General features: G+C 71.5%; 19 protein-coding genes and 1 riboswitch. Of the genes, 13 read left to right on the forward strand and 6 right to left on the reverse strand.

The genetic code is table 11. The features are described from left to right. Positions 1 to 186 precede the first annotated feature (186 nt). The 10 genes from ACZ66Z_RS17490 to ACZ66Z_RS17535 all read left to right on the forward strand — a co-directional run bounded on the left by ACZ66Z_RS17490 (position 187) and on the right by ACZ66Z_RS17535 (position 10420). Positions 187 to 795, forward strand: coding sequence for a CDP-alcohol phosphatidyltransferase family protein (locus ACZ66Z_RS17490; protein WP_030686439.1), 609 nt, complete (start codon positions 187 to 189; stop codon positions 793 to 795). 117 nt (positions 796 to 912) lie between these two features. Continuing rightward, positions 913 to 3408 carry a sugar phosphate nucleotidyltransferase gene (locus tag ACZ66Z_RS17495; protein ID WP_469934854.1) on the forward strand — a complete coding sequence of 832 codons (2496 nt, stop codon included), beginning with the start codon at positions 913 to 915 and terminating at the stop codon, positions 3406 to 3408. 100 nt (positions 3409 to 3508) lie between these two features. After that, complete coding sequence (locus tag ACZ66Z_RS17500) at positions 3509 to 4438, forward strand: DUF881 domain-containing protein (protein ID WP_469934855.1); 930 nt, start codon at positions 3509 to 3511, stop codon at positions 4436 to 4438. Beyond that, positions 4435 to 4767, forward strand: coding sequence for a small basic family protein (locus ACZ66Z_RS17505; RefSeq protein ID WP_015032176.1), 333 nt, complete (start codon positions 4435 to 4437; stop codon positions 4765 to 4767). Before ACZ66Z_RS17500 ends, ACZ66Z_RS17505 begins: the two co-directional genes overlap by 4 nt. 5 nt (positions 4768 to 4772) lie before the next feature. Then, entirely contained in the window at positions 4773 to 5735 is a 963-nt protein-coding gene (locus ACZ66Z_RS17510; protein ID WP_469934856.1) for a DUF881 domain-containing protein, read from the forward strand. An 81-nt stretch (positions 5736 to 5816) separates the two neighbouring features. Further along, positions 5817 to 6758 carry an FHA domain-containing protein gene (locus tag ACZ66Z_RS17515; RefSeq protein ID WP_469935260.1) on the forward strand — a complete coding sequence of 314 codons (942 nt, stop codon included), beginning with the start codon at positions 5817 to 5819 and terminating at the stop codon, positions 6756 to 6758. A 30-nt stretch (positions 6759 to 6788) separates the two neighbouring features. Next, complete coding sequence (gene ftsR / locus ACZ66Z_RS17520) at positions 6789 to 7535, forward strand: transcriptional regulator FtsR (protein ID WP_469934857.1); 747 nt, start codon at positions 6789 to 6791, stop codon at positions 7533 to 7535. A gap of 66 nt (positions 7536 to 7601) precedes the next feature. After that, positions 7602 to 8075 carry a bifunctional nuclease family protein gene (locus ACZ66Z_RS17525; protein ID WP_352023128.1) on the forward strand — a complete coding sequence of 158 codons (474 nt, stop codon included), beginning with the start codon at positions 7602 to 7604 and terminating at the stop codon, positions 8073 to 8075. A 192-nt stretch (positions 8076 to 8267) separates the two neighbouring features. Continuing rightward, on the forward strand, positions 8268 to 8885 hold the full coding sequence (locus ACZ66Z_RS17530) for a MerR family transcriptional regulator (RefSeq protein ID WP_469934858.1): 618 nt from the start codon (positions 8268 to 8270) through the stop codon (positions 8883 to 8885). Between the two features lie 167 nt (positions 8886 to 9052). Continuing rightward, positions 9053 to 10420: a DNA polymerase IV gene (locus ACZ66Z_RS17535; protein WP_469934859.1), complete on the forward strand. Its 1368-nt coding sequence runs from the start codon at positions 9053 to 9055 to the stop codon at positions 10418 to 10420. 91 nt (positions 10421 to 10511) lie between these two features. Here ACZ66Z_RS17535 and ACZ66Z_RS17540 read toward each other — a convergent pair whose 3' ends face one another. After that, a complete protein-coding gene (locus tag ACZ66Z_RS17540) occupies positions 10512 to 10886 on the reverse strand; it encodes a PRC-barrel domain-containing protein (protein WP_469934860.1) in 375 nt (124 codons plus the stop codon). A 113-nt stretch (positions 10887 to 10999) separates the two neighbouring features. Continuing rightward, a riboswitch (glycine riboswitch) is annotated at positions 11000 to 11099 on the forward strand. Between the two features lie 179 nt (positions 11100 to 11278). Between ACZ66Z_RS17540 and gcvP the strand changes: the two genes are divergently transcribed. Beyond that, positions 11279 to 14164 carry an aminomethyl-transferring glycine dehydrogenase gene (gcvP, locus tag ACZ66Z_RS17545; RefSeq protein WP_469934861.1) on the forward strand — a complete coding sequence of 962 codons (2886 nt, stop codon included), beginning with the start codon at positions 11279 to 11281 and terminating at the stop codon, positions 14162 to 14164. Positions 14165 to 14250: 86 nt separating this feature from the next. On the opposite strand, the gene ACZ66Z_RS17550 is transcribed toward gcvP, so the two are convergent. Together ACZ66Z_RS17550 and ACZ66Z_RS17555 are read right to left on the reverse strand one after the other, a co-directional pair. After that, the gene (locus ACZ66Z_RS17550) at positions 14251 to 14457 is read right to left on the reverse strand and encodes a DUF5999 family protein (protein WP_137990635.1); all 207 of its coding nucleotides are present in this window, start codon (positions 14455 to 14457) and stop codon (positions 14251 to 14253) included. Positions 14458 to 14789: 332 nt separating this feature from the next. Then, a complete protein-coding gene (locus tag ACZ66Z_RS17555; protein ID WP_469934862.1) occupies positions 14790 to 15380 on the reverse strand; it encodes a hypothetical protein in 591 nt (196 codons plus the stop codon). Between the two features lie 480 nt (positions 15381 to 15860). On the opposite strand from ACZ66Z_RS17555, the gene ACZ66Z_RS17560 reads away from it, so the two are divergent. Beyond that, positions 15861 to 17387 (forward strand): glutamate-cysteine ligase family protein, encoded by a 1527-nt coding sequence (locus ACZ66Z_RS17560; protein ID WP_469934863.1) that lies wholly within the window; start codon positions 15861 to 15863, stop codon positions 17385 to 17387. Between the two features lie 92 nt (positions 17388 to 17479). Then, the gene (locus ACZ66Z_RS17565) at positions 17480 to 18271 is read left to right on the forward strand and encodes a CPBP family intramembrane glutamic endopeptidase (protein ID WP_469935261.1); all 792 of its coding nucleotides are present in this window, start codon (positions 17480 to 17482) and stop codon (positions 18269 to 18271) included. 53 nt (positions 18272 to 18324) lie between these two features. Here the strand turns inward: ACZ66Z_RS17565 and ACZ66Z_RS17570 are convergent, their stop codons facing one another. The 3 genes from ACZ66Z_RS17570 to ACZ66Z_RS17580 all read right to left on the reverse strand — a co-directional run bounded on the left by ACZ66Z_RS17570 (position 18325) and on the right by ACZ66Z_RS17580 (position 20560). Beyond that, positions 18325 to 19134, reverse strand: coding sequence for a PhzF family phenazine biosynthesis protein (locus tag ACZ66Z_RS17570; RefSeq protein ID WP_469934864.1), 810 nt, complete (start codon positions 19132 to 19134; stop codon positions 18325 to 18327). Between the two features lie 119 nt (positions 19135 to 19253). Then, entirely contained in the window at positions 19254 to 19802 is a 549-nt protein-coding gene (locus tag ACZ66Z_RS17575; protein ID WP_469934865.1) for a GNAT family N-acetyltransferase, read from the reverse strand. Then, positions 19799 to 20560, reverse strand: a complete 762-nt coding sequence (locus ACZ66Z_RS17580) for a GNAT family N-acetyltransferase (RefSeq protein ID WP_469934866.1) — start codon at positions 20558 to 20560, stop codon at positions 19799 to 19801. The genes ACZ66Z_RS17575 and ACZ66Z_RS17580 overlap by 4 nt, the downstream gene beginning before the upstream one ends. Positions 20561 to 20589 lie beyond the last annotated feature (29 nt).

Here is a 20589-nt window from a genome sequence, read left to right on the forward strand (position 1 = left end):
GCAGGGGGGACCCTGTGGGAGAGTAGGACACCGCCGAACAATTTTTAGCCTCAACCCCCGGACTCCGTCCGGGGGTTGAGGCATTTTTGCGTTCTGGGGCCGGAGGGGACCCTGTGCGTCCCCGTCCGGTGGCTGAGGGTAGGGTCGGGGGGCAATGTCGGCACCGTCCCAGCAGGAGGCCCCCGGGTGGAGGTCCAGGAGACTCGCGTTCAGACCGACCGGGTCCTCACCATCCCCAACATTCTCAGCATGGCGCGCCTCGTCGGCGTGCCGCTGTTTCTGTGGCTGATTCTCCGTCCGGAGTTCGGCGGGCCCAAGAGTGACGGGTGGGCGCTTCTCGTCCTGGCGCTCAGCGGCGTCAGTGACTATCTCGACGGCAAGCTCGCCCGGCGCTGGAACCAGATCAGCAGCCTCGGCCGGCTGCTCGATCCCGCCGCCGACCGTCTGTACATCCTGTCCACTCTCGTGGGGCTCACCTGGCGGGAGATCCTGCCGCTGTGGCTGACCGCCGCGCTCCTGGCCCGCGAGGCCATGCTGCTCGTGATGGTGGGAATCCTCCGTCGGCACGGCTACCCGCCGCCGCAGGTGAACTTCCTCGGGAAAGCTGCGACCTTCAACTTGATGTACGCCTTCCCCCTGCTGCTTCTCAGTGACGGAACGGGCTGGCTCTCGTCACTCGCTGAAGTTTTCGGGTGGGCTTTCGCAGGATGGGGTACAACTCTGTATTGGTGGGCAGGGATCCTCTACGTGGTCCAGGTCCGTCGACTCGTGAAGGCGGATACCGCGGCCGATTGAGCCCGTCTGTCCTGTGTCGAGCAGCGTCGCCGGCAACAACGAGGACGTCCGAGGGGCCCCTGAGCAGACAGGTGAAGTCGGCAGGACCGTCGTTTCTTCAAGGAGGACGCTTCCGACATGAAGGCCGTCGTGATGGCCGGTGGCGAAGGAACCCGCCTTCGCCCTATGACCTCGAGCATGCCCAAGCCTCTTCTGCCGGTGGTGAACCGGCCGATCATGGAGCACGTCCTACGACTGCTCAAGAGGCACGGTCTCAACGAGACCGTCGTCACCGTGCAGTTTCTTGCTTCACTCGTCAGGAACTACTTCGGCGACGGAGAAGAGCTCGGGATGGAGCTCACGTATGCCAACGAGGAAAAGCCACTCGGTACAGCGGGAAGTGTGAAGAACGCCGAGGAAGCGTTGAAGGACGACGCCTTCCTCGTCATCTCAGGTGACGCACTCACCGATTTCGATCTCACCGATCTCATCGCCTTCCACAAGGAGAAGGGCGCCCTCGTCACGGTCTGCCTGACGCGGGTGCCGAATCCGCTGGAATTCGGCATCACGATCGTCGACGAAGAGGGCAAGGTCGAGCGCTTCCTGGAGAAACCCACCTGGGGCCAGGTCTTCTCGGACACCGTGAACACGGGCATCTACGTGATGGAGCCCGAGGTCTTCGACTACGTCGAGGCGGACGTGCCGGTCGACTGGTCGGGCGACGTCTTCCCCCAGCTCATGAAGGAGGGCAAGCCGATCTACGGCTATGTCGCCGAGGGCTACTGGGAGGACGTCGGCACCCACGAAAGCTATGTGAAGGCCCAGGCGGACGTCCTCGAAGGCAAGGTCCAGGTCGACATCGACGGCTTCGAGATCTCGCCCGGGGTGTGGGTCGCGGAGGGCGCCGAGGTCCATCCCGACGCCGTGCTCCGCGGGCCGCTCTACATCGGTGACTACGCCAAGGTCGAGGCCGACGCCGAGGTCCGTGAGCACACCGTCATCGGCTCGAACGTGGTCGTGAAGAGCGGTGCGTTCCTGCACAAGGCGGTCGTCCACGACAACGTCTACATCGGGCAGCAGAGCAATCTGCGGGGCTGTGTGATCGGTAAGAACACCGACATCATGCGGGCCGCCCGGATCGAGGACGGGGCCGTCATCGGGGACGAGTGCCTCGTGGGCGAAGAATCGATCGTGCAGGGGAACGTACGCGTCTACCCCTTCAAGACGATCGAGGCCGGCGCCTTCGTCAACACCTCCGTCATCTGGGAGTCCCGGGGGCAGGCCCACCTCTTCGGGGCGCGCGGGGTCTCCGGCATCCTGAACGTCGAGATCACACCCGAGCTGGCCGTCCGGCTCGCGGGGGCGTACGCGACGACCCTCAAGAAGGGGTCGACCGTCACCACCGCGCGCGACCACTCCCGGGGCGCCCGGGCGCTGAAGCGGGCGGTGATCTCCGCGCTGCAGGCCAGCGCCATCGACGTACGGGACCTGGAGAACGTGCCGCTGCCGGTGGCGCGGCAGCAGACCGCGCGCGGCAGCGCCGGCGGGATCATGATCAGAACCTCGCCCGGGGTGCCGGATTCCGTGGACATCATGTTCTTCGACGAACGCGGGGCGGACCTCTCCCAGGCGCAGCAGCGGAAGCTCGACCGGGTGTTCGCGCGCCAGGAGTACCGGCGGGCCTTCCCCGGTGAGATCGGCGACCTCTCCTTCCCGGCGAGCGTCTTCGACTCGTACACCGGTTCGCTGCTGCGGAACGTCGACACCACCGGGATCGCGGAAGCCGGTCTGAAGGTCGTCGTGGACGCCTCCAACGGCAGCGCCGGGCTCGTACTGCCCAGTCTGCTCGGGCGGCTCCAGGTCGACTCGCTGACGATCAACCCCGGTCTCGACGAGGCCCGGCCCACCGAGTCGGCCGAGAGCCGGCGGGCCGGGCTCGTGCGGCTCGGGGAGATCGTGGCCTCGGCGCGCGCCGCGTTCGGGGTGCGGTTCGACCCCGTCGGCGAACGCCTCTCGCTGGTGGACGAGCGCGGGCGGATCATCGAGGACGACCGGGCGCTCCTGGTGCTGCTGGACCTGGTGGCGGCCGAGCGGAGATCCGGGCGGGTCGCGCTGCCGGTGACCACCACACGCATCGCCGAGCAGGTCGCCGCGTACCACGGCACCCAGGTCGAGTGGACGACCACCTCGCCCGACGACCTCACCCGGGTCGGACGCGAGGAGTCGACGATCTTCGGCGGAGACGGGCGCGGCGGGTTCATCGTGCCCGAGTTCAGCAGCGTCTTCGACGGGGCCGCCGCCTTCGTGCGGCTGCTCGGTCTCGTGGCGCGGACGCAGCTCACGCTGAGCCAGATCGACGCCCGGATTCCGCGGGCGCACGTCCTGAAAAGGGACATCGCGACCCCGTGGGCCGTGAAGGGACTGGTGATGCGCCGGGTGGTGGAGGCGGCGGGCAGCCGCTCCGTGGACACCACCGACGGAGTCCGGGTGGTCGAGGCCGACGGACGGTGGGTGATGGTGCTGCCCGACCCGGCCGAGGCCGTCACCCATCTGTGGGCGGAGGGGCCCGACGACGCCTCCGCGCAGGCGCTGCTCGACGAGTGGGCCGAGGTGGTCGACAGCGCAGGTCGCTGACGGTTCGGACGGTTGGGCCGGGAGGTGTCCGTGGGACGCCTCCCGGCCGCACGGAGGGGCCATTCGGCGGTAGGCCGTGCGACGTGCGACGATGTGCGGCATGTCGCAGCAGCCCCCCGTTCGGAGCACCGGATCGTCGCCGCCGCGTCCGGACGCGTCCATGTCGCTGCTGAACAACGTGATCGACCACGCGCTCGACGACGGTTACGCCGAGGCGACGGCCCGACGAGCGGCCGAGGGCGGTGGGCTGCCCCGTAGCCTGCGGGCCAAGCTGGGTGTCGCCGCGGGCCTCCTGCTCGCCGCCGTCGTGGTGACCGTGGGCGCGGCCGAGGCGCGGATCTCCGCGCCGGTCGTCGCCAAGGAGCGGCAGGACCTGATCGACCGGATCGAGAAGGAGACGTCGACCGCCGACCGGCTGGAGGAGGACGTCGAGCGGATCCGGACCGAGGTCGGTGAGCGCCAGCGGCAGGCCCTGCAGCAGCACGGCGGGGACCAGGCCGAGCTGGTGGCCCTGCTTTCGGGTGCGACGCCGGTGCACGGCCCCGGTGTGAAGCTCGTCGTCGACGACGCCAAGGGCACCGACGCCGGTGGCGGCGGTCCGCGGGAGAGCGCGGGCTTCTCCGACACGGGCCGGGTGCGCGACCGGGACATGCAGCGGGTGGTCAACGGGCTGTGGGAGTCGGGTGCCGAGGCGGTCGCGATCAACGGGCAGCGGCTGACATCGCTGTCCGCGATCCGGGCGGCCGGTGACGCCGTACTGGTCGACAACAAGCCGCTGGTGCCGCCGTACACCGTCCTCGCGGTCGGGGACGGACAGCGGCTGAGCACCGCGTTCCAGGACAGCGCCGACGGGCAGTACCTGCACGCGCTGGTGGAGAACTTCGGGATCAGGAACAGGATCTCGGTCGAGGGCGACGTGCGCCTGCCGGCCGCGCCGAGCCTGACCGTACGTACCGCAGAGCCGAGGGGGGCCGGGGTGGCGTCGCCCTCCGGTCGGGCCACGGCCGACACAGGGAAGGGCACATCGTGATCGCCGTACTGGGCCTGATCGTCGGAGTCGTGGTCGGACTGTTGGTCCGCCCCGAGGTTCCGGCGGTGGTCGAGCCCTATCTTCCGATCGCCGTGGTCGCCGCCCTCGACGCGGTCTTCGGCGGCCTGCGGGCCATGCTGGACGGGATCTTCGTCGACAAGGTCTTCGTGGTCTCGTTCCTCTCCAACGTGGTCGTGGCCGCGCTGATCGTCTTCCTCGGCGACAAGCTGGGCGTGGGCGCGCAGCTGTCGACCGGTGTGGTCGTCGTGCTGGGCATCCGCATCTTCTCCAACGCGGCCGCCATCCGGCGTCACGTCTTCCGGGCGTGAGGCCGATGAGCGAGAACCCCCAGAACTCCCAGGACCCCCAGAACTCCGCGGGCCCCCAGAACTCCGAGAACCCGGAGCTGCCCGAGGCCGGGAACGGGAAGCCCGAGGTCCCCGAGGCCGGGAAGCCCGAGCAGCGGGGCGAGGACGTCCGGGCGTCCGAAGCGCCCCGGGCGCCCGAGGCCGCGGTGGCGCCCGGCGTGTCCGCCGTGGCGGGGCCGCCGGCCGTGGCCGCACCGCCCGCCGCCGAGCCGAGCGGGCGGCGGAGGCTCGTCTCCGCCCTGTGGCCGCCGAGGGTGACCCGGGCCCAACTCGTCGTCGCCCTCCTGCTGTTCGTCCTCGGTCTGGGCCTGGCCATCCAGGTCTCCTCGACGAGCGAGAACAGCGCGCTCCGGGGGGCCCGTCAGGAGGACCTCGTACGGATCCTCGACGAGCTCGACGACCGCACGCAGCGCCTGGAGGACGAGAAGGCACGCCTGGAGAAGCAGCGCTCCGAGCTGGAGTCCAGCTCGGACCAGGCCGAGGAGGCGCGCAAGCAGACCCAGGAGAAGGAGCGCCAGCTCGGCATCCTGGCCGGCACCGTCGCCGCCGAGGGGCCGGGCATCACCCTCACCGTGGGGGACCCCACCGGGGCGGTCGAGTCGGACATGCTGCTCGACACCATCCAGGAGCTGCGCGCGGCGGGTGCCGAGGCGATCCAGGTGAACGGCGTCCGGGTCGTCGCGGACAGTTATTTCACCGGTAGCGGTGACGACATGCGGATCGATGGAACGAAGGTGGCCGCTCCGTACGTCTTCAAGGTCATCGGCAAGCCGGAGGATCTCGAGCCCGCGCTCAACATCCCCGGCGGTGTCGTGCAGACCCTGGAGAAGGAGCAGGCCACAGCCACGGTGGAGCGGTCGGCGAAGATCGTCGTCGACGCCTTGCGACCCGCGAAGCGGCCTGACTACGCTCAGTCGTCCTCCCGGTGAGCGGGGGACGAGGGGGTTCCCGCGACAAGCGCGAGACGTTGCGGGGGGTCGGCGCACCACAAGGGTGGTGCGTGGTGGAAACTGTCCGGAGGATACGGACGTTGTGAAGGTGTCCGGGTCGGCAGGTGTGAAGGATCTCGGTTCGTCCTGCCCCACGGGCGGGTCTGTTTCGGTCAAGGGGAATCGCCCGTGAAGTTGTTTGCGAAGTTGTTCGGCAAGAGCGCACGCGAGGACGGCGGCAACGCCAGGCACGCCGCGCCGCGCCACGCCCAGAGCGAGGAGCAGGGCGGCGAGCGCCCGCTCTTCCGGGATGAGGTCGACGGCCGGGGGGGTGACATTCCGGGCACACAGGGCGCGTCTTCTGTTGACCCCGCCGGGGCCGCCCGCATAGGTTTCGGAGAACCATCAACCTCAAGTACGGGTGGAGGGTTTACGCCCGACCCGTACGCGACACAGACCTCCGCGGGGCAGCCGCGGCAGGAGGATGCGTCCATGCCGGTGTGTACGAGGTGCGGTCACCGCAACGCGGCGGACAGCCGCTTCTGCTCCCACTGCGGTACGCCGCTGCGGGGCGGGGTCGCGGCCGAGCGCGCGTCGGAGACGACGTCGACGATCTCCATCTCGGGGATCGAGGCGTACGAGGCGGAGGTCACCGGTCAGACCGCTCTTCCGTCGCTGTCTCCCGAGGCGCTGGCGGCCGTGGAGGCGCTGCCTTCAGGTTCCGCGCTCCTCGTGGTGCGACGGGGGCCGAACTCGGGCAGTCGGTTCCTGCTCGACGGCGAGCTGACGACGGCCGGCCGTCACCCGCAGAGCGACATCTTCCTGGACGACTTCACCGTCTCCCGGCGGCATGTCGAGTTCCGGCGGGCGCAGGACGGCAGCTTCACCGTCGCCGACGTCGGCAGCCTCAACGGCACGTACGTCAACCGTGAGCCGATCGAATCCGTCGTGCTGTCCAACGGCGACGAGGTGCAGATCGGCAAGTACCGGCTGGTCTTCTACTCGAGCCAGCGAGGCGTGTGACGCCTCGGGGAATCCCTTCAGGGAAGGTCCATGCTGCGAACACCGACGGGCGGTGCCGGATCCGGCACCGCCACCGCGGGCGAACGGCTGGTCAGCATCGGCACGGTGCTGAACCAGCTGCGCGACGAATTTCCCGAAGTGACGATCTCCAAGATCCGGTTCCTGGAGGCCGAGGGGCTGGTCGAGCCCCGGCGGACGGCCTCCGGATACCGGAAGTTCAGCCCGGAGGACGTGGAGCGGCTCGCCCGCATCCTGCGGATGCAGCGGGACCACTACCTCCCGCTGAAGGTGATCCGTGAGCACCTCGACGCCCTCGCGCGGGGCGAGGAGATCAAGCTCCCGGCTCCCGGGCGCCGGCGGGACCTGCTGGAAGGGCCCTGGGAGCAGGACGAGGCGGAGGCGCCGGCCGTCGCGCGGCTCGGGCGGGCCGAGCTGATCGCCGCCGCCGAGGTGACCGAGGCCGAGCTCGCCGAGTGGGAGTCGTACGGCCTGATCGCCGAGACGGAGGGCGGCGGCTACGACGCCGACGCCGTCACCGTCGCCAGGCTCGTCGCGGATCTGGGGAGATTCGGTCTGGAACCCCGGCACCTGCGGGCGGTCAAGGCGGCCGCCGACCGGGAGGCGGGGCTGATCGAGCAGGTGGTCGCGCCGTTGCGCCGACACCGCAACCCGCAGACCAGGGCCCATGCGGAGGCCACCGCGAAGGAGCTCGCCGCGCAGTCGGTGCGGCTGCACGCCGCCCTCGTCCAGACAGCTCTGGGGATCCGGCTCCAGTGACCCGGTGAGGCGCCCGGAGGGGGGCCCGACTATCCAAACCGGTCGGGCACGTCCTAGGGTTGCTGTGTGAACGAGCTCGACGTTGTGGGTGTCCGGGTGGAAATGCCCTCCAACCAGCCGATCGTGCTCCTGCGTGAAGTGGGAGGCGATCGGTACCTCCCCATCTGGATCGGACCGGGGGAGGCGACCGCGATCGCCTTCGCCCAGCAGGGGATGGCTCCGCCGCGGCCGCTGACGCACGACCTGTTCAAGGACGTGCTGGAGGCCGTGGGACAGGAGCTCACCCAGGTCCGCATCACGGATCTGCGTGACGGTGTCTTCTACGCCGAGCTGGTCTTCGCCAGCGGCGTCGAGGTGAGCGCGCGGCCGTCGGACGCGATAGCGCTGGCCCTTCGGACCGGGACGCCGATCTTCGGCAGCGACGGTGTGCTGGACGACGCCGGTATCGCGATCCCGGACGAGCAGGAGGACGAGGTGGAGAAGTTCCGCGAGTTCCTCGACCAGATCTCGCCGGAGGATTTCGGGAGCAGCAGCCAGTGAGACGCGGCGGTGCGGCCGGAGGCCGTTCGCGGGGTGTCGTCAGCGCATTCGAGTAGCCTTTCCCGGGAGAGGGTCACGCGAAACCACTCTCAGGGTGATTATCACTCGGCGTGCCGAGTGTGGCGATCGTTGACGCACCCCGAGTGACTGCCTACCTTCGTGTGGGCAGGTCAAGGACGGAGGGTCGGCGTGATGAGCAGCGCGGACGGTACGGCAGGGAGCTCCCCCGGACGCGCGTCCGGGGAGACCGGTCCGTATCCGCTTCACGGCAATGTGGGCGACTTCGGGACGGACACCGGTGTCGGCATCGCCGACGCGGCGATCGGCTACCGGGGACCGACGGCCTGTGCGGCCGCCGGGATCACCTATCGCCAGCTGGACTACTGGGCGCGCACCGGGCTCGTGGAGCCGAGCGTGCGGCCCGCGTACGGGTCGGGGACGCAGCGGCTGTACAGCTTCCGCGACGTCGTCGTGCTGAAGATCGTCAAGCGCTTCCTCGACACCGGGGTGGCGCTCCAGAACATCAGGGCCGCGGTGCAGCACCTGCGGGCCCGGGGCTTCCGGGACCTGGAGCGGATGACCCTCATGAGCGACGGGGCCACGGTCTACGAGTGCTCCTCGCCCGACGAGGTCGTCGACCTCCTCCAGGGCGGGCAGGGCGTCTTCGGCATCGCCGTCGGGGTGGTCTGGCGCGACGTCGAGGCCGCGCTCTCGCAGCTCCACGGGGAGCGCGTCGACACCGGCGAGACGCTGGTCGGGCACAACCCCGGCGACGAGCTGGCGCGGCGGCGGCGCGACAGGGCGGTCTGAGGACGTAGCGCGGTCCGGACGGTCCCAGAGGTCCGTGGTTGTCCCAGGGGCGCCGGGTTCCTGGCGTTCCAGGGCTTGGGGCCGGTGTCCCCGTTCGTCGGGGTTCGGTCCGGGCTTCCGGGCGTCCCGTGGGGGCGTTGTCAGTGGCGTGAGGCAGCATCGGACGTGTGAGAGCCGCGCCCACGATCCTGCATCTCGACATGGATGCCTTCTTCGCCGCCGCCGAGCAGGCGTCGAAGCCCAGTCTGCGCGGAAAGCCCGTGATCGTCGGCGGCCTCGGGCCGCGGGGCGTGGTCGCCACCGCCTCCTACGAGGCGCGTCGCTTCGGGGTGCACTCGGCCATGCCGATGGGCCAGGCGCGCCGGCTCGCGCCGAACGCGGCCTATCTCGTGCCGCGCTTCGCCTTCTACCGCTCGATCAGCGAGCAGGTCATGGAGCTGCTCCGGCGGCTCTCCCCGCTCGTCGAGCCGCTCAGCCTCGACGAGGCCTTCGTCGATCTGGAGGCCGGTGGCGTCGCCGACGACGGCGCGAGCGCCCGGGCCGCGGGGGAGCGGCTGCGGGTGGACATCCTCGCGACGACGGGGCTCACCGGGTCGGTGGGGCTCGCCGGGTCCAAGATGATCGCGAAGATCGCCTCCGAGGAGGCCAAGCCGGACGGGCTCGTCCTCATCGAGCCCGGGACCGAGCGGGAGCTCCTCGGACCGCGGTCGGTGCGGATCCTGCCCGGGGTGGGGCCGGCCACCGGGGAGCATCTGCGGCGCGCCGGGATGACCAGCGTCTCCGATCTCGTGGAGGCGGGCGAGGACGAGCTCGTCCGGCTCCTGGGGCGGGCGCACGGGACCTCCCTGCACCGGATGGCCCGGGGGTACGACGACCGGCGCGTGGTGGCCGAGCGGGACGCCAAGTCGGTGTCGGTCGAGGACACCTTCGACGTGGACCTGCACGACCGGGTGCGGATCCGGACCGAGGTGGAACGGCTCGCCGAGCGGTGCGTGGGGCGGCTGCGGGCGTCGGGGCACTCGGGGCGGACCATCGTCCTGAAGGTGCGGCGGTACGACTTCTCGACGCTCACCCGGTCCGAGACGCTGCGGGGGCCCACGGACGACCCGGCCGTCGTGCGGGAGGCGGCCGGACGCCTCCTGGAGGCGGTGGACACGACGGGGGGCGTGCGACTGCTCGGGGTGGGGGTGAGCGGGCTCGCGGACTACACGCAGGAGGACCTGTTCGCCCAGGCGGTCGTCGGGGCGGGCGCGGGGCCGGAGCCGGAGGAGGGCGCCCCGGCCGAGGCGGAGGAGGTCGTCGAGGCGGAGAAGGACGGTCCCGTGGAGAGGCACTGGGCGCCCGGGCACGACGTGCGGCACGCGGTGCACGGGGCCGGATGGGTCCAGGGGAGCGGGGTCGGGCGCGTCACGGTGCGGTTCGAGGAGCCGTGGTCCGGGCCCGGTCGGGTGCGGACGTTCTCCGTGGACGACCCGGAACTGGCGCCGTCGGAGCCGTTGCCGCTGGTGCGGACGCGAGGGGCCACGGTGGCCTGACCCGCGCCGGGAGGGACGGTGCGGGGGCGCGGCGGTCCGACCCGCACCGGGGGACGGTGCGGGTCCTCTCCGGCGTCGGCCCGTGGGGCCGTCAGGCGCCGTCCTGCCCCGCCAGGCGGCCGAAGTCCTTGTCCGGGACGTCGGAGGGCGGGGGCGGCAGGGCGAGGCTGTAGTGGCGGTAGAGCTGGAGCTCCTGTTCGGGGGAGAGGTGGCGGCCCACGCCGAAGTCGGGGGCGTCCTTGATGAGCGCCCGCTCGTACGGGATGTGGAGGCCGTCGTCGAGCAGGGCGCTCGGCTCCAGGGGGACGAAGGCGTCCCGGCTGAACAGCCCCGTGCGGACCGCGGCCCATTCGGGGACGCCGGTCGCGTCGTCCAGGTACACCTCGTCCACGGTGCCGATCTTGTGCCCGTTACGGTCGAACGCCTTGCGGCCGATCAGGCTGCGCGGATCGATGTCGGTCTCCACGGTCCCTCCAACTGGTCGCAACTGCTCTGTACCCCTACGAAAGTGCACATCCGGGATGTCGGCCACTTGAGCGACGGGAGTCGCAACCTCGCTGGTAGGCTGGTTGTGGCTGTCGACCCCGTGCGGGAGAGTCCCCCGGAGAAACCTTCCGGTGGGCGCCGAAGGAGCAAATCCTCCCCGGAATCTCTCAGGCCCCTGTACCGCGCGGACGAGGTCACTCTGGAAAGCAGAGCGGATGTCCGACGGCATTCCGCTCTCACCGACGGTGAAAGCCGGCGTGCCGCGAGGCGTGCCGGTGAAACTCTCAGGTTGAGATGACAGAGGGGGAGGCCGTCCGGGCACCCGCGCCGTGGTGCCCCTCGCAGGTCGTGACGACCAGGAGGCCTCCGTACATGACCGCCAACCGCACTCCGCTCTCCGAGCTCGAACAGGGCATCCCGTTCGAGCAGCGGCACATCGGGCCCGACGCCGAGGCACGGGCCAAGATGCTCGCCCAGGTCGGTTACGGCTCGCTCGACGAGCTCACGGCCGCCGCGGTGCCGGACGTGATCAAGAACGCCGAGGCGCTGGGCCTGCCGGCCGCGCGCACCGAGGCCGAGGTCCTCGGCGAGCTGCGCACGCTCGCCGACCGCAACCAGGTTCTCGCCCCGATGATCGGCCTCGGCTACTACGGCACCTTCACCCCGCCGGTCGTCCTCCGGAACGTGATGGAGAACCCGGCCTGGTACACGGCCTACACGCCGTACCAGCCGGAGATCTCCCAGGGCCGCCTGGAGGCCCTGCTGAACTTCCAGACCATGGTCGCCGACCTGACCGGTCTGCCCACCTCCGGCGCCTCCCTCCTCGACGAGGGCACCGCCGCCGCCGAGGCCATGGCGCTGTCCCGCCGGGTCGGCAAGGTCAAGAACGGCGTCTTCCTCGTCGACGCCGACGCCCTGCCGCAGACCATCGCCGTCATCGAGACCCGCGCCGAGCCGACCGGTGTCGAGGTCGTCGTCGCCGACCTGAGCGAGGGCATCCCCGCCGAGGTCGCCGAGCGCGGCGTCTTCGGCGTGCTCGTCCAGTACCCCGGCGCCTCCGGCGCGGTCCGCGACATCAAGCCGCTGATCGACGCCGCGCACGAGCTCGGCGCGATCGTCACCGTCGCCGCCGACCTGCTCGCGCTCACCCTGCTCGCCTCGCCGGGCGAGCTGGGCGCCGACATCGCCGTCGGCACCACGCAGCGCTTCGGCGTCCCGATGGGCTTCGGCGGTCCGCACGCCGGTTACATGGCCGTCCAGGACAGGCACGCGCGCTCCCTCCCCGGCCGTCTCGTGGGCGTCTCGGTCGACGCCGACGGCAACCGCGCCTACCGCCTGGCCCTGCAGACCCGCGAGCAGCACATCCGCCGCGAGAAGGCCACCAGCAACATCTGTACGGCCCAGGTGCTGCTCGCCGTCATGGCCGGCATGTACGCCGTCTACCACGGTCCGGACGGTCTCAAGCAGATCGCCGAGCGCACCCACCGGTACGCCACCGTCCTCGCCGCGGGCCTCACCGCCGGCGGCGTCGAGGTCGTGCACGGCTCCTACTTCGACACCCTCGCCGTCCGGGTGCCCGGCAAGGCCGACGAGGTCGTCGCCGCCGCCCGCGAGGCCGGCGTGAACCTCTACCGCGCCGACGCCGACCTGGTGTACGTCTCCTGCGACGAGACCACCGGCCGCGAGCAGCTCGCCGCCGTCTGGGGCGCCTTCGGCGTCACCGGCGACGTGGAGGCCCTGGACGCCGCCACCGAGGACGCCCTCCCCGCCGGTCTGCTGCGCTCCGACGCGTACCTGACCCACCCGGTCTTCCACGCGCACCGCTCCGAGACCTCGATGCTGCGCTACCTGCGCAGGCTCGCGGACCGCGACTACGCGCTCGACCGCGGCATGATCCCGCTCGGCTCCTGCACCATGAAGCTGAACGCGACCACCGAGATGGAGTCGGTGACCTGGCCCGAGTTCGGCCAGATGCACCCCTTCGCCCCGATCGAGCAGGCGCAGGGCTACGTCACGCTCATCACCGAGCTGGAGGAGCGCCTCGCCGAGGTCACCGGCTACGACAAGGTGTCGATCCAGCCGAACGCCGGATCGCAGGGCGAGCTCGCCGGCCTCCTGGCCGTGCGCGCCTACCACCGCGCCAACGGGGACGAGCAGCGCACCGTGTGCCTCATCCCGTCCTCCGCGCACGGCACCAACGCCGCCTCCGCGGTGATGGCCGGCATGAAGGTCGTCGTCGTCAAGACCGCCGACGACGGGGAGATCGACGTCGAGGACCTGCGCGCCAAGATCGCCCAGTACCGCGACGAGCTGTCCGTGCTGATGATCACCTACCCGTCCACGCACGGCGTCTTCGAGGAGCACGTCGCCGACATCTGCGCCGAGGTCCACGAGGCCGGCGGTCAGGTGTACGTCGACGGCGCCAACCTCAACGCCCTGGTGGGTCTGGCCAAGCCGGGCCACTTCGGCGGCGACGTCTCGCACCTGAACCTGCACAAGACCTTCTGCATCCCGCACGGCGGCGGCGGCCCCGGCGTCGGCCCGGTCGGCGTCCGCGCCCACCTCGCCCCGTACCTGCCGAACCACCCGCTCCAGCCCACCGCGGGCCCGGAGACCGGCGTCGGCCCGATCTCGGCCGCCCCCTGGGGCTCCGCCGGCATCCTGCCGATCTCCTGGTCGTACGTGCGCCTCATGGGCGGCGAGGGCCTCAAGCGCGCCACCCAGGTCGCCGTGCTCGCGGCGAACTACATCGCCAAGCGCCTGGAGCCGCACTTCCCGGTGCTCTACACCGGCCCGAACGGCCTGGTCGCCCACGAGTGCATCGTGGACATCCGCCCGCTGGCCAAGGCGACCGGCGTCAGCGTCGACGACATCGCGAAGCGTCTGATCGACTACGGCTTCCACGCGCCGACGATGTCCTTCCCGGTGGCCGGCACGCTGATGATCGAGCCGACCGAGTCCGAGGACCTGACCGAGCTCGACCGCTTCTGCGACACGATGATCGCGATCCGGGGCGAGATCGAGAAGGTCGCCTCGGGCCAGTGGCCCGCCGACGACAACCCGCTGCACAACGCCCCGCACACCGCGGCCGCGCTGGGCGGCGAGTGGAACCACGCGTACACCCGCGACGAGGCGGTCTTCCCGGCCGGTGTCTCGGCCGCCGACAAGTACTGGCCGCCGGTGCGCCGCATCGACGGCGCCTTCGGCGACCGGAACCTGGTCTGCTCCTGCCCGCCGCTGGACGAGTACGACAACTGAGCGCGCGCCGAGGGCCGGTCCGGAGGATCTCCTCCGGACCGGCCCTCGGCGTTCTCCTTCTCGTGCGGTGTCCTCCCGCGCCCCGATCAGGCGGCGGTCGTCACCCGTCCCGCCGTCAGCGGCCGGTGCGGGGCGATGATCTGCCCGTCCGGCAGCAGTTCTCCGGTGTCCTCGAAGAGCAGGACGCCGTTGCACAGCAGGCTCCAGCCCTGCTCCGGGTGGTGTGCCATCAGTCGCGCCGCCTCCCGGTCGGCGGAGTCGGCGGTGGGACAGGCAGGCTGATGCTGGCACATGGGTGGGTTCTCTCGCTGCGTCGTGGTGGATGTCCTGCGGCTCTGCGCGCTCATGGCCGCCCCCGTCGGTCGGTTCGGTTCCGGTCCCAGTCTTGCCCCACGGACGGACTTCCGCAGGTATTTCGCGACAGCTCGTCCTCTCCTGGGAAGACGCATCACCCGCAGGGGCGGTTCAGGTCAACTGCACCGTCTCTTCGGGTGGTTCGGGGTGGTCCGAGCGGGCTAGTCCGTACGGGAGGGGCGTTCGGGCGGCGCGTTCGGGCGCACGGATCGGACAGAAGTGCGCCCCGTGACCCGGCCGGGTCACGGGGCGGGGGCGCGCGGGTGCCGGGTCAGGCGGGCGCCGGCGAGCCCAGGAGGGGCGGCGGCGCGAGACGTGTGCTGAGCACGGGCAGGAGATCGGCGACCTGGTACGGGCGGTGGGCCGCGATCCCCGGGGGTGCGGGGGCCAGGGGCACCATCAGGTCGTCGGCGGCGGGGGCGTCGGCGACCGGGTCCGTCTCGGGGCCGGAGCACAGCCAGAGGGTCAGCATGTAGAGCTCCGGTACGGAGAGCAGCCTCGGCCGGTACGTGACGGGCAGGGCCTCGGCCTGGAGCAGGGCCCGTTCCGTGGCGGAGACGTACGGACCTTCGAAGAAGTGGGAGAAGGCCCAGCCGTCGGGGGTGAGCATGGTGTCCGCGGCGGCGATCGCCCGGTCCCCGCTACGGATCAGGAAGCGCCAGCCGGCGAGCCGGGTGCGGGGGGCGAGCCCCGGTGCTCCGGCGACGTCGAGGACGTGCACGGGCAGGGCGGGTTCGGGGCTCAGCGGTCCCTGTGCGGCCCGCAGCGCGGGAGTTCGCGGCTCGCGGACGGCGGTCGGTGAGCCGAGGGCCGCGAGGACGCTGCGGAGGGCCGGCGCGGGGGCCGTGGAGGGTCGGAGCATGGTGGGTCGCCTCTCACTCAGGAGACACGGTGACGCGTGGGCAGGTACGACGGCGCTGTCGGCGGCGGGGCCAGAGGAGGGCCATGGGGCCATGGCCGGGCGCCAACACTCTGCCTCGTCCGCGGAGTTTATACGACACGTGTTCACACAGTGTTTCCGCTAGACCCCGTGGATATTCCTGACAAGGCGTCATCAGGCCGTAATGAGAGGGAGTTGAAGCGGAATCACGAGGACGATACCTCGCTCACCTGCGTATTCCTCGCGAAGGCGGACGGCTGAATTCCGACCCGGGGTCCACGGAAAATACGACATTGGTATATGTCGCGCGTTCCTTGCCTTCGGGATGTGCCGGTGGAGCTCTCCGTCCAGCCTATCCTTCGACAGGCCGGTTCCGCAGGCGTTGTGGATCAGCGGGGTGGGCATCATCGTCCGTGACGCGCGGCCGTCCTGGCGGCCGCCCACTCTGGGAGGGACGCTTCGATGGGGGAGAAGGTCGTGGCCGGCGGGTTCGGCCCGTCCGACCGGCAGCAGTACCGGAGAAAGCTCCAGCAGTGTCTCGCGGGGCTCGCGCGACTCCTCGCGGAGAAGAGGTTCGACCGGCCGCGCAATCTCATGGGCGTGGAGATCGAACTCAATCTCGCCGGCTCCGACGGGCTGCCCAGGATGCTCAACGGGCCGGTTCTCGAAAAGATCGCCAGCACCGATTTCCAGACCGAACTCGGAATGTTCAACCTCGAAGTGAACATCGCGCCCCACCAGCTCGACGGGCGTGTATTCGACCGGCTCGCGGAAGAGATCGGAACCGGTATCGGATATGCCGACCGCAAGGCGGCGGAGCTCGACGCGGGCGTCGTCATGATCGGCATACTGCCCACGCTCGCCCAGAAGGACCTGGTCCCGGAGAACCTCTCGGACAACGACCGTTACACCCTTCTCAACGACCAGATCCTCGCCGCCCGCGGCGAGGACTTCACCCTCGACATCCACGGCGTCGAACGACTGCTGTGCACCTCGGAGTCGATCGTGCCCGAGGCGGCCTGCACCTCGGTGCAGCTGCACCTCCAGGTGACGCCCGCCCGCTTCGCCTCCGTGTGGAACGCCGCGCAGGCCGTGTCCGGCGTCCAGATCGCCCTCGGGGCCAACGCGCCCTTCGTCTTCGGCCGCGAGCTGTGGCGCGAGTCCCGGCCGCCGCTCTTCACCCAGGCCACCGACACCCGGCCGCCCGAGCTGCAGTCCCAGGGAGTACGGCCCCGCACCTGGTTCGGGGAGCGGTGGGTGGACTCGGTGTACGACCTCTTCGAGGAGAACGTCCGCTACTTCCCCGCCCTGCTGCCGCTCTGCGACGAGGAGGACCCGCTGCTCGTCCTCGACCGGGGAGGGGTGCCGCGCCTCCAGGAACTGGTCCTGCACAACGGCACCGTCTACCGCTGGAACAGGCCCGTGTACGGCTGGGTCGACGGGGTCCCGCACCTGCGCGTCGAGAACCGGGTGCTGCCGGCGGGGCCGACCGTCACCGACGTGATCGCGAACGCGGCCTTCTACTACGGGCTCGTACGCTCGCTCGCCGACGATCCCCGGCCGGTGTGGAAGCGCATGGCCTTCCAGGACGCCGAGGCCAACTTCGACACCGCCTGCCGCCACGGCATCGAGGCGGAACTGCGCTGGCCCCGCTCGGGACGCGCCGGCGGCATCGCGACCCTCCCGGCCGTACGGCTCGTCCTCGACGAACTGCTGCCGCTCGCCGCGGCGGGGCTCGACGCCTGGCACATCGAGCCGGCGGACCGGGACTTCTACCTCGGGGTGATCGAGCAGCGCTGTCTGCGGCGGGTGAACGGCGCCTCCTGGCAGGCCGACACCTTCCACCGGGCCCTCGGGGCGGGCCTCGACAGGGAGGCCGCCCTCGCGGCGACCACCCGGCGGTACCGGACGCTCATGCTCACGGGCGAACCGGTGCACACCTGGCCGGTGGGGATCGACCGACCCCGGACCCGTCCGGAGCATGGGTGATCATGTCAAGGTGGTCCCGGCCGTCCGGGACCGCGGAACGGCGTGTGCCCCCGTGACGGGAAGTGGAGACAGGTGTGGTGTCGGAGCAACGACTGAGGGACGCGTCCCTGCCCCCCGACGGCCTGCCGCGCCGCGTGCTGCGCTCCGAGACGCTCATCGTCCTCGCGCTCTCGCTCGGGGCGAGCGGGGTGTCCGCGCTCATCAGCTTCATCGGCTCGCTGACCAGGCCGGGGGCGCTGAAGGACCAGGCGGCGAAGCTCAACGGCTCGTACGCCCCCGGGCGGCCCTGGCTCGACCTGTCCTGGCAGCTCTTCGACATCGCCACGGCACTCGTCCCGGTCGTGCTCGTCGCCCATCTGCTGATGCGGGAAGGACCGGGGACGCGGGGACTGCGGGCCATCGGCTTCGACCGGACCCGGCCGTGGTCCGACCTCGGGCGCGGGGCGCTGCTGGCGGCCGGGATCGGGAGCGCGGGCCTCGCCTTCTACCTGGCGGCGCGGTCGTCCGGGTTCAACCTGACGGTGGTGCCCGAGTCCCTGCCCGACGTGTGGTGGAAGTATCCCGTGCTCATCCTCTCGGCGGTGCAGAACTCCGTCCTGGAGGAGGTCGTCGTCGTCGGCTATCTGCTGCGCAGACTGGGCCAGTTGGGGTGGACGCCGCCGGCCGCGCTGCTGGCGAGCTCGGTGCTGCGCGGCTCGTACCACCTCTACCAGGGGGTCGGCGGCTTCATCGGCAACGTGGTGATGGGCGTGGTCTTCGTGCTGCTGTACCGCCGCTGGGGGCGGGTCGGGCCGCTGGTCGTGGCGCACGCGCTGCTCGACGTCGTGGCCTTCGTCGGGTACGGGCTGCTCGCCGGGAAGGTGGGCTGGCTGCCCACCGCGTGACCGGACGCGGAAGAGGGGGCGTCCGGCGACCGCCGCACGCCCCCTCTCGTACGTCAGACCCGCAGGTCGCCCTCGATGACCGTGACGGCGTGGCCGTTCAGGAGGGTGCGCTCGCCGTTCGTACGGGTGCGGACGAGGCCCGTGCGGGCGCCGCCCTGGAAGCCGGTGAGCTCCTCGCGGCCGAACCTGGCCGACCAGTACGGGGCGAGCGCGGTATGCGCGCTGCCCGTCACCGGGTCCTCGTCGATGCCGACGGCGGGGAAGAAGCCGCGCGAGACGAAGTCGTACCCGTCGTGCGGGCGTTCGGCGGCGGCGGTGACGATGACGCCGCGCGAGGACAGGTCCTTCAGGGCGGCGAAGTCCGGCGTGAGCGAGCGGACGGAGGCCTCGTCGCGCAGCTCGACGACGAGGTCGCCGATGTGGTCGGCCGTGTCGTGGACGGCGACGATCTCGGCACCGAGCGCCTTCTCCAGGCCCTCGGGAACGGGGAGCGGGGTGAGGGAGGAGGTCGGGAAGTCCATCGTGATCGTGCCGTCGGCCTCGGTCGTGGTGATCAGGACGCCGCAGCGGGCCGCGAAGCGGACGGTGCCGCTCGCGGTGCCGGTGGTGTGCAGGACGTGCGCCGTGGCCAGGGTGGCGTGCCCGCACATGTCGACCTCGGTGGTCGGGGTGAACCAGCGCAGGGCCCAGTCCGCCTCGCCGCCGGCGGGCAGCGGGTGGGCGAAGGCGGTCTCGGAGAGGTTGACCTCGGCGGCGACCTTCTGGAGCCAGGCGTCGTCGGGGAAGGAGTCGAGGAGCAGGACTCCGGCCGGGTTGCCGGAGAAGGGCCGGTCGGTGAAGGCGTCGACGATTCGGATGCGCATGCGACCGACCGTACCGGGGACGGAAAACCGCGGACCAAGGCCAATCGCGGAGAACTGGACCGGTCCGTCCTGCCCGGGCCGGTGCCGGTGCCGCCCCGGCCCCCCCGCGGGGTGCGGGGTCACAGGGGCGTCAGGACCATGAGGATCTCGTCGCGGTCGTCGTCGGGGGCCAGGCGCAGCGCTCCGGGCCAGCGGCCGATCTCCCGCCAGCCGAGCCTGCCGTAGAACTCCTCGAGCCCGACGCCGCCGCGTGCCGCGAGCCGCAGCTGCTCCAGACCCATCTCCTCCCGGGCGATCGCGCGGGCGCGTCGCACGAGACCCGCGCCGATGCCCCGCCCGCGCACCCCGAGACGGGTCTGGACGTGGTGCAGGGTGCCCCAGTGCGCGACCAGCGGGTGGGTGTCGCGACGGAGGCACAGCCAGCCCGCGAGGACGCCGTCGACCGTGGCGACGACGAGACGGCTGCTCGCCGGGTCGAGTCCCGCGACGATGCGGTCGACCGCGGCGGCGACCTCGGCCGGGTCGACCGGCGCGAAGGGGAACCCGGCCGCGCCGCCCGCGTCGCTCACCTCGGTCCAGCATGCGACGAGGGCCGCCACGAGCCCGGCGGGCAGCGATCCGGGGGCGGTGAACTGGGTGTGGAGCGGGGCGTCGTCCTCGTCGATCACGACAGGAGTGTCGCAAGCGGTCGCGGTGCCGGTCCGCCCGGGGCCGGTTCCAGGGAGAGCTGCGCGCCCAGTTCCTCGAAGCCCAGCGCGGCGGCGACCCGCCGGGAGGCCGGGGGACGCGCGCGCCACTGCGGAAGGAGACCGGCCGCGAGGGCCTCGGCGACCGCCGCCGAGGCCGTCGTCCGCGCCAGTCCACGGCCTCGCGCCCCGGGAGCCGTCAACACGCCGACGTGCGCGGTCCGTCGGGGCCAGGCCCGGTATCCGGCGGCGGCCACCACCCGGCCGTGCTCGCGCACCACGAACGCGCGCGAGGTGATCCCGTCCAGGGCGGCCTCCGCGGAATCCTCCTCGCCGGCGGCCTGCTCCAGGGCGCGCAGCGCCGGATGGCCGCCGGGCAGCCGCTCCACCGCCGACGGGCCGGCGGCCGGGCGGAACCCCGCCGGGGTCACGTACGCCAGGGTCGCGGGGCCGAGCACCCCGGCCACGGGCAGCACCTCGCGGACGGCGGCCGCGTCCACCAGGGCCTCCACCGGCAGGTCGGCCAGGGCGGTGCGCACGGTCGCGGCGGTGCTCCCGTCCGGCGCGGTCACGAGCGCCGACCCGCCGAGGGCGACCACACCGATCCAGCCGGGCGGGCACAGCCCGGATGCCGGTGACACGATCACGTTCCTGCCGCCCGTGGGCGGGAACGACCCCGGTTCCCCGGCCAGTCGCTCCCACAGGCCACGGGCTTCGAGCAGGAGCGAACGCGTCGGCACGGCGTCGATCCTGCCACTCCCCGCCGGCT

Source organism: Streptomyces sp. NPDC107498, assembly GCF_055582805.1.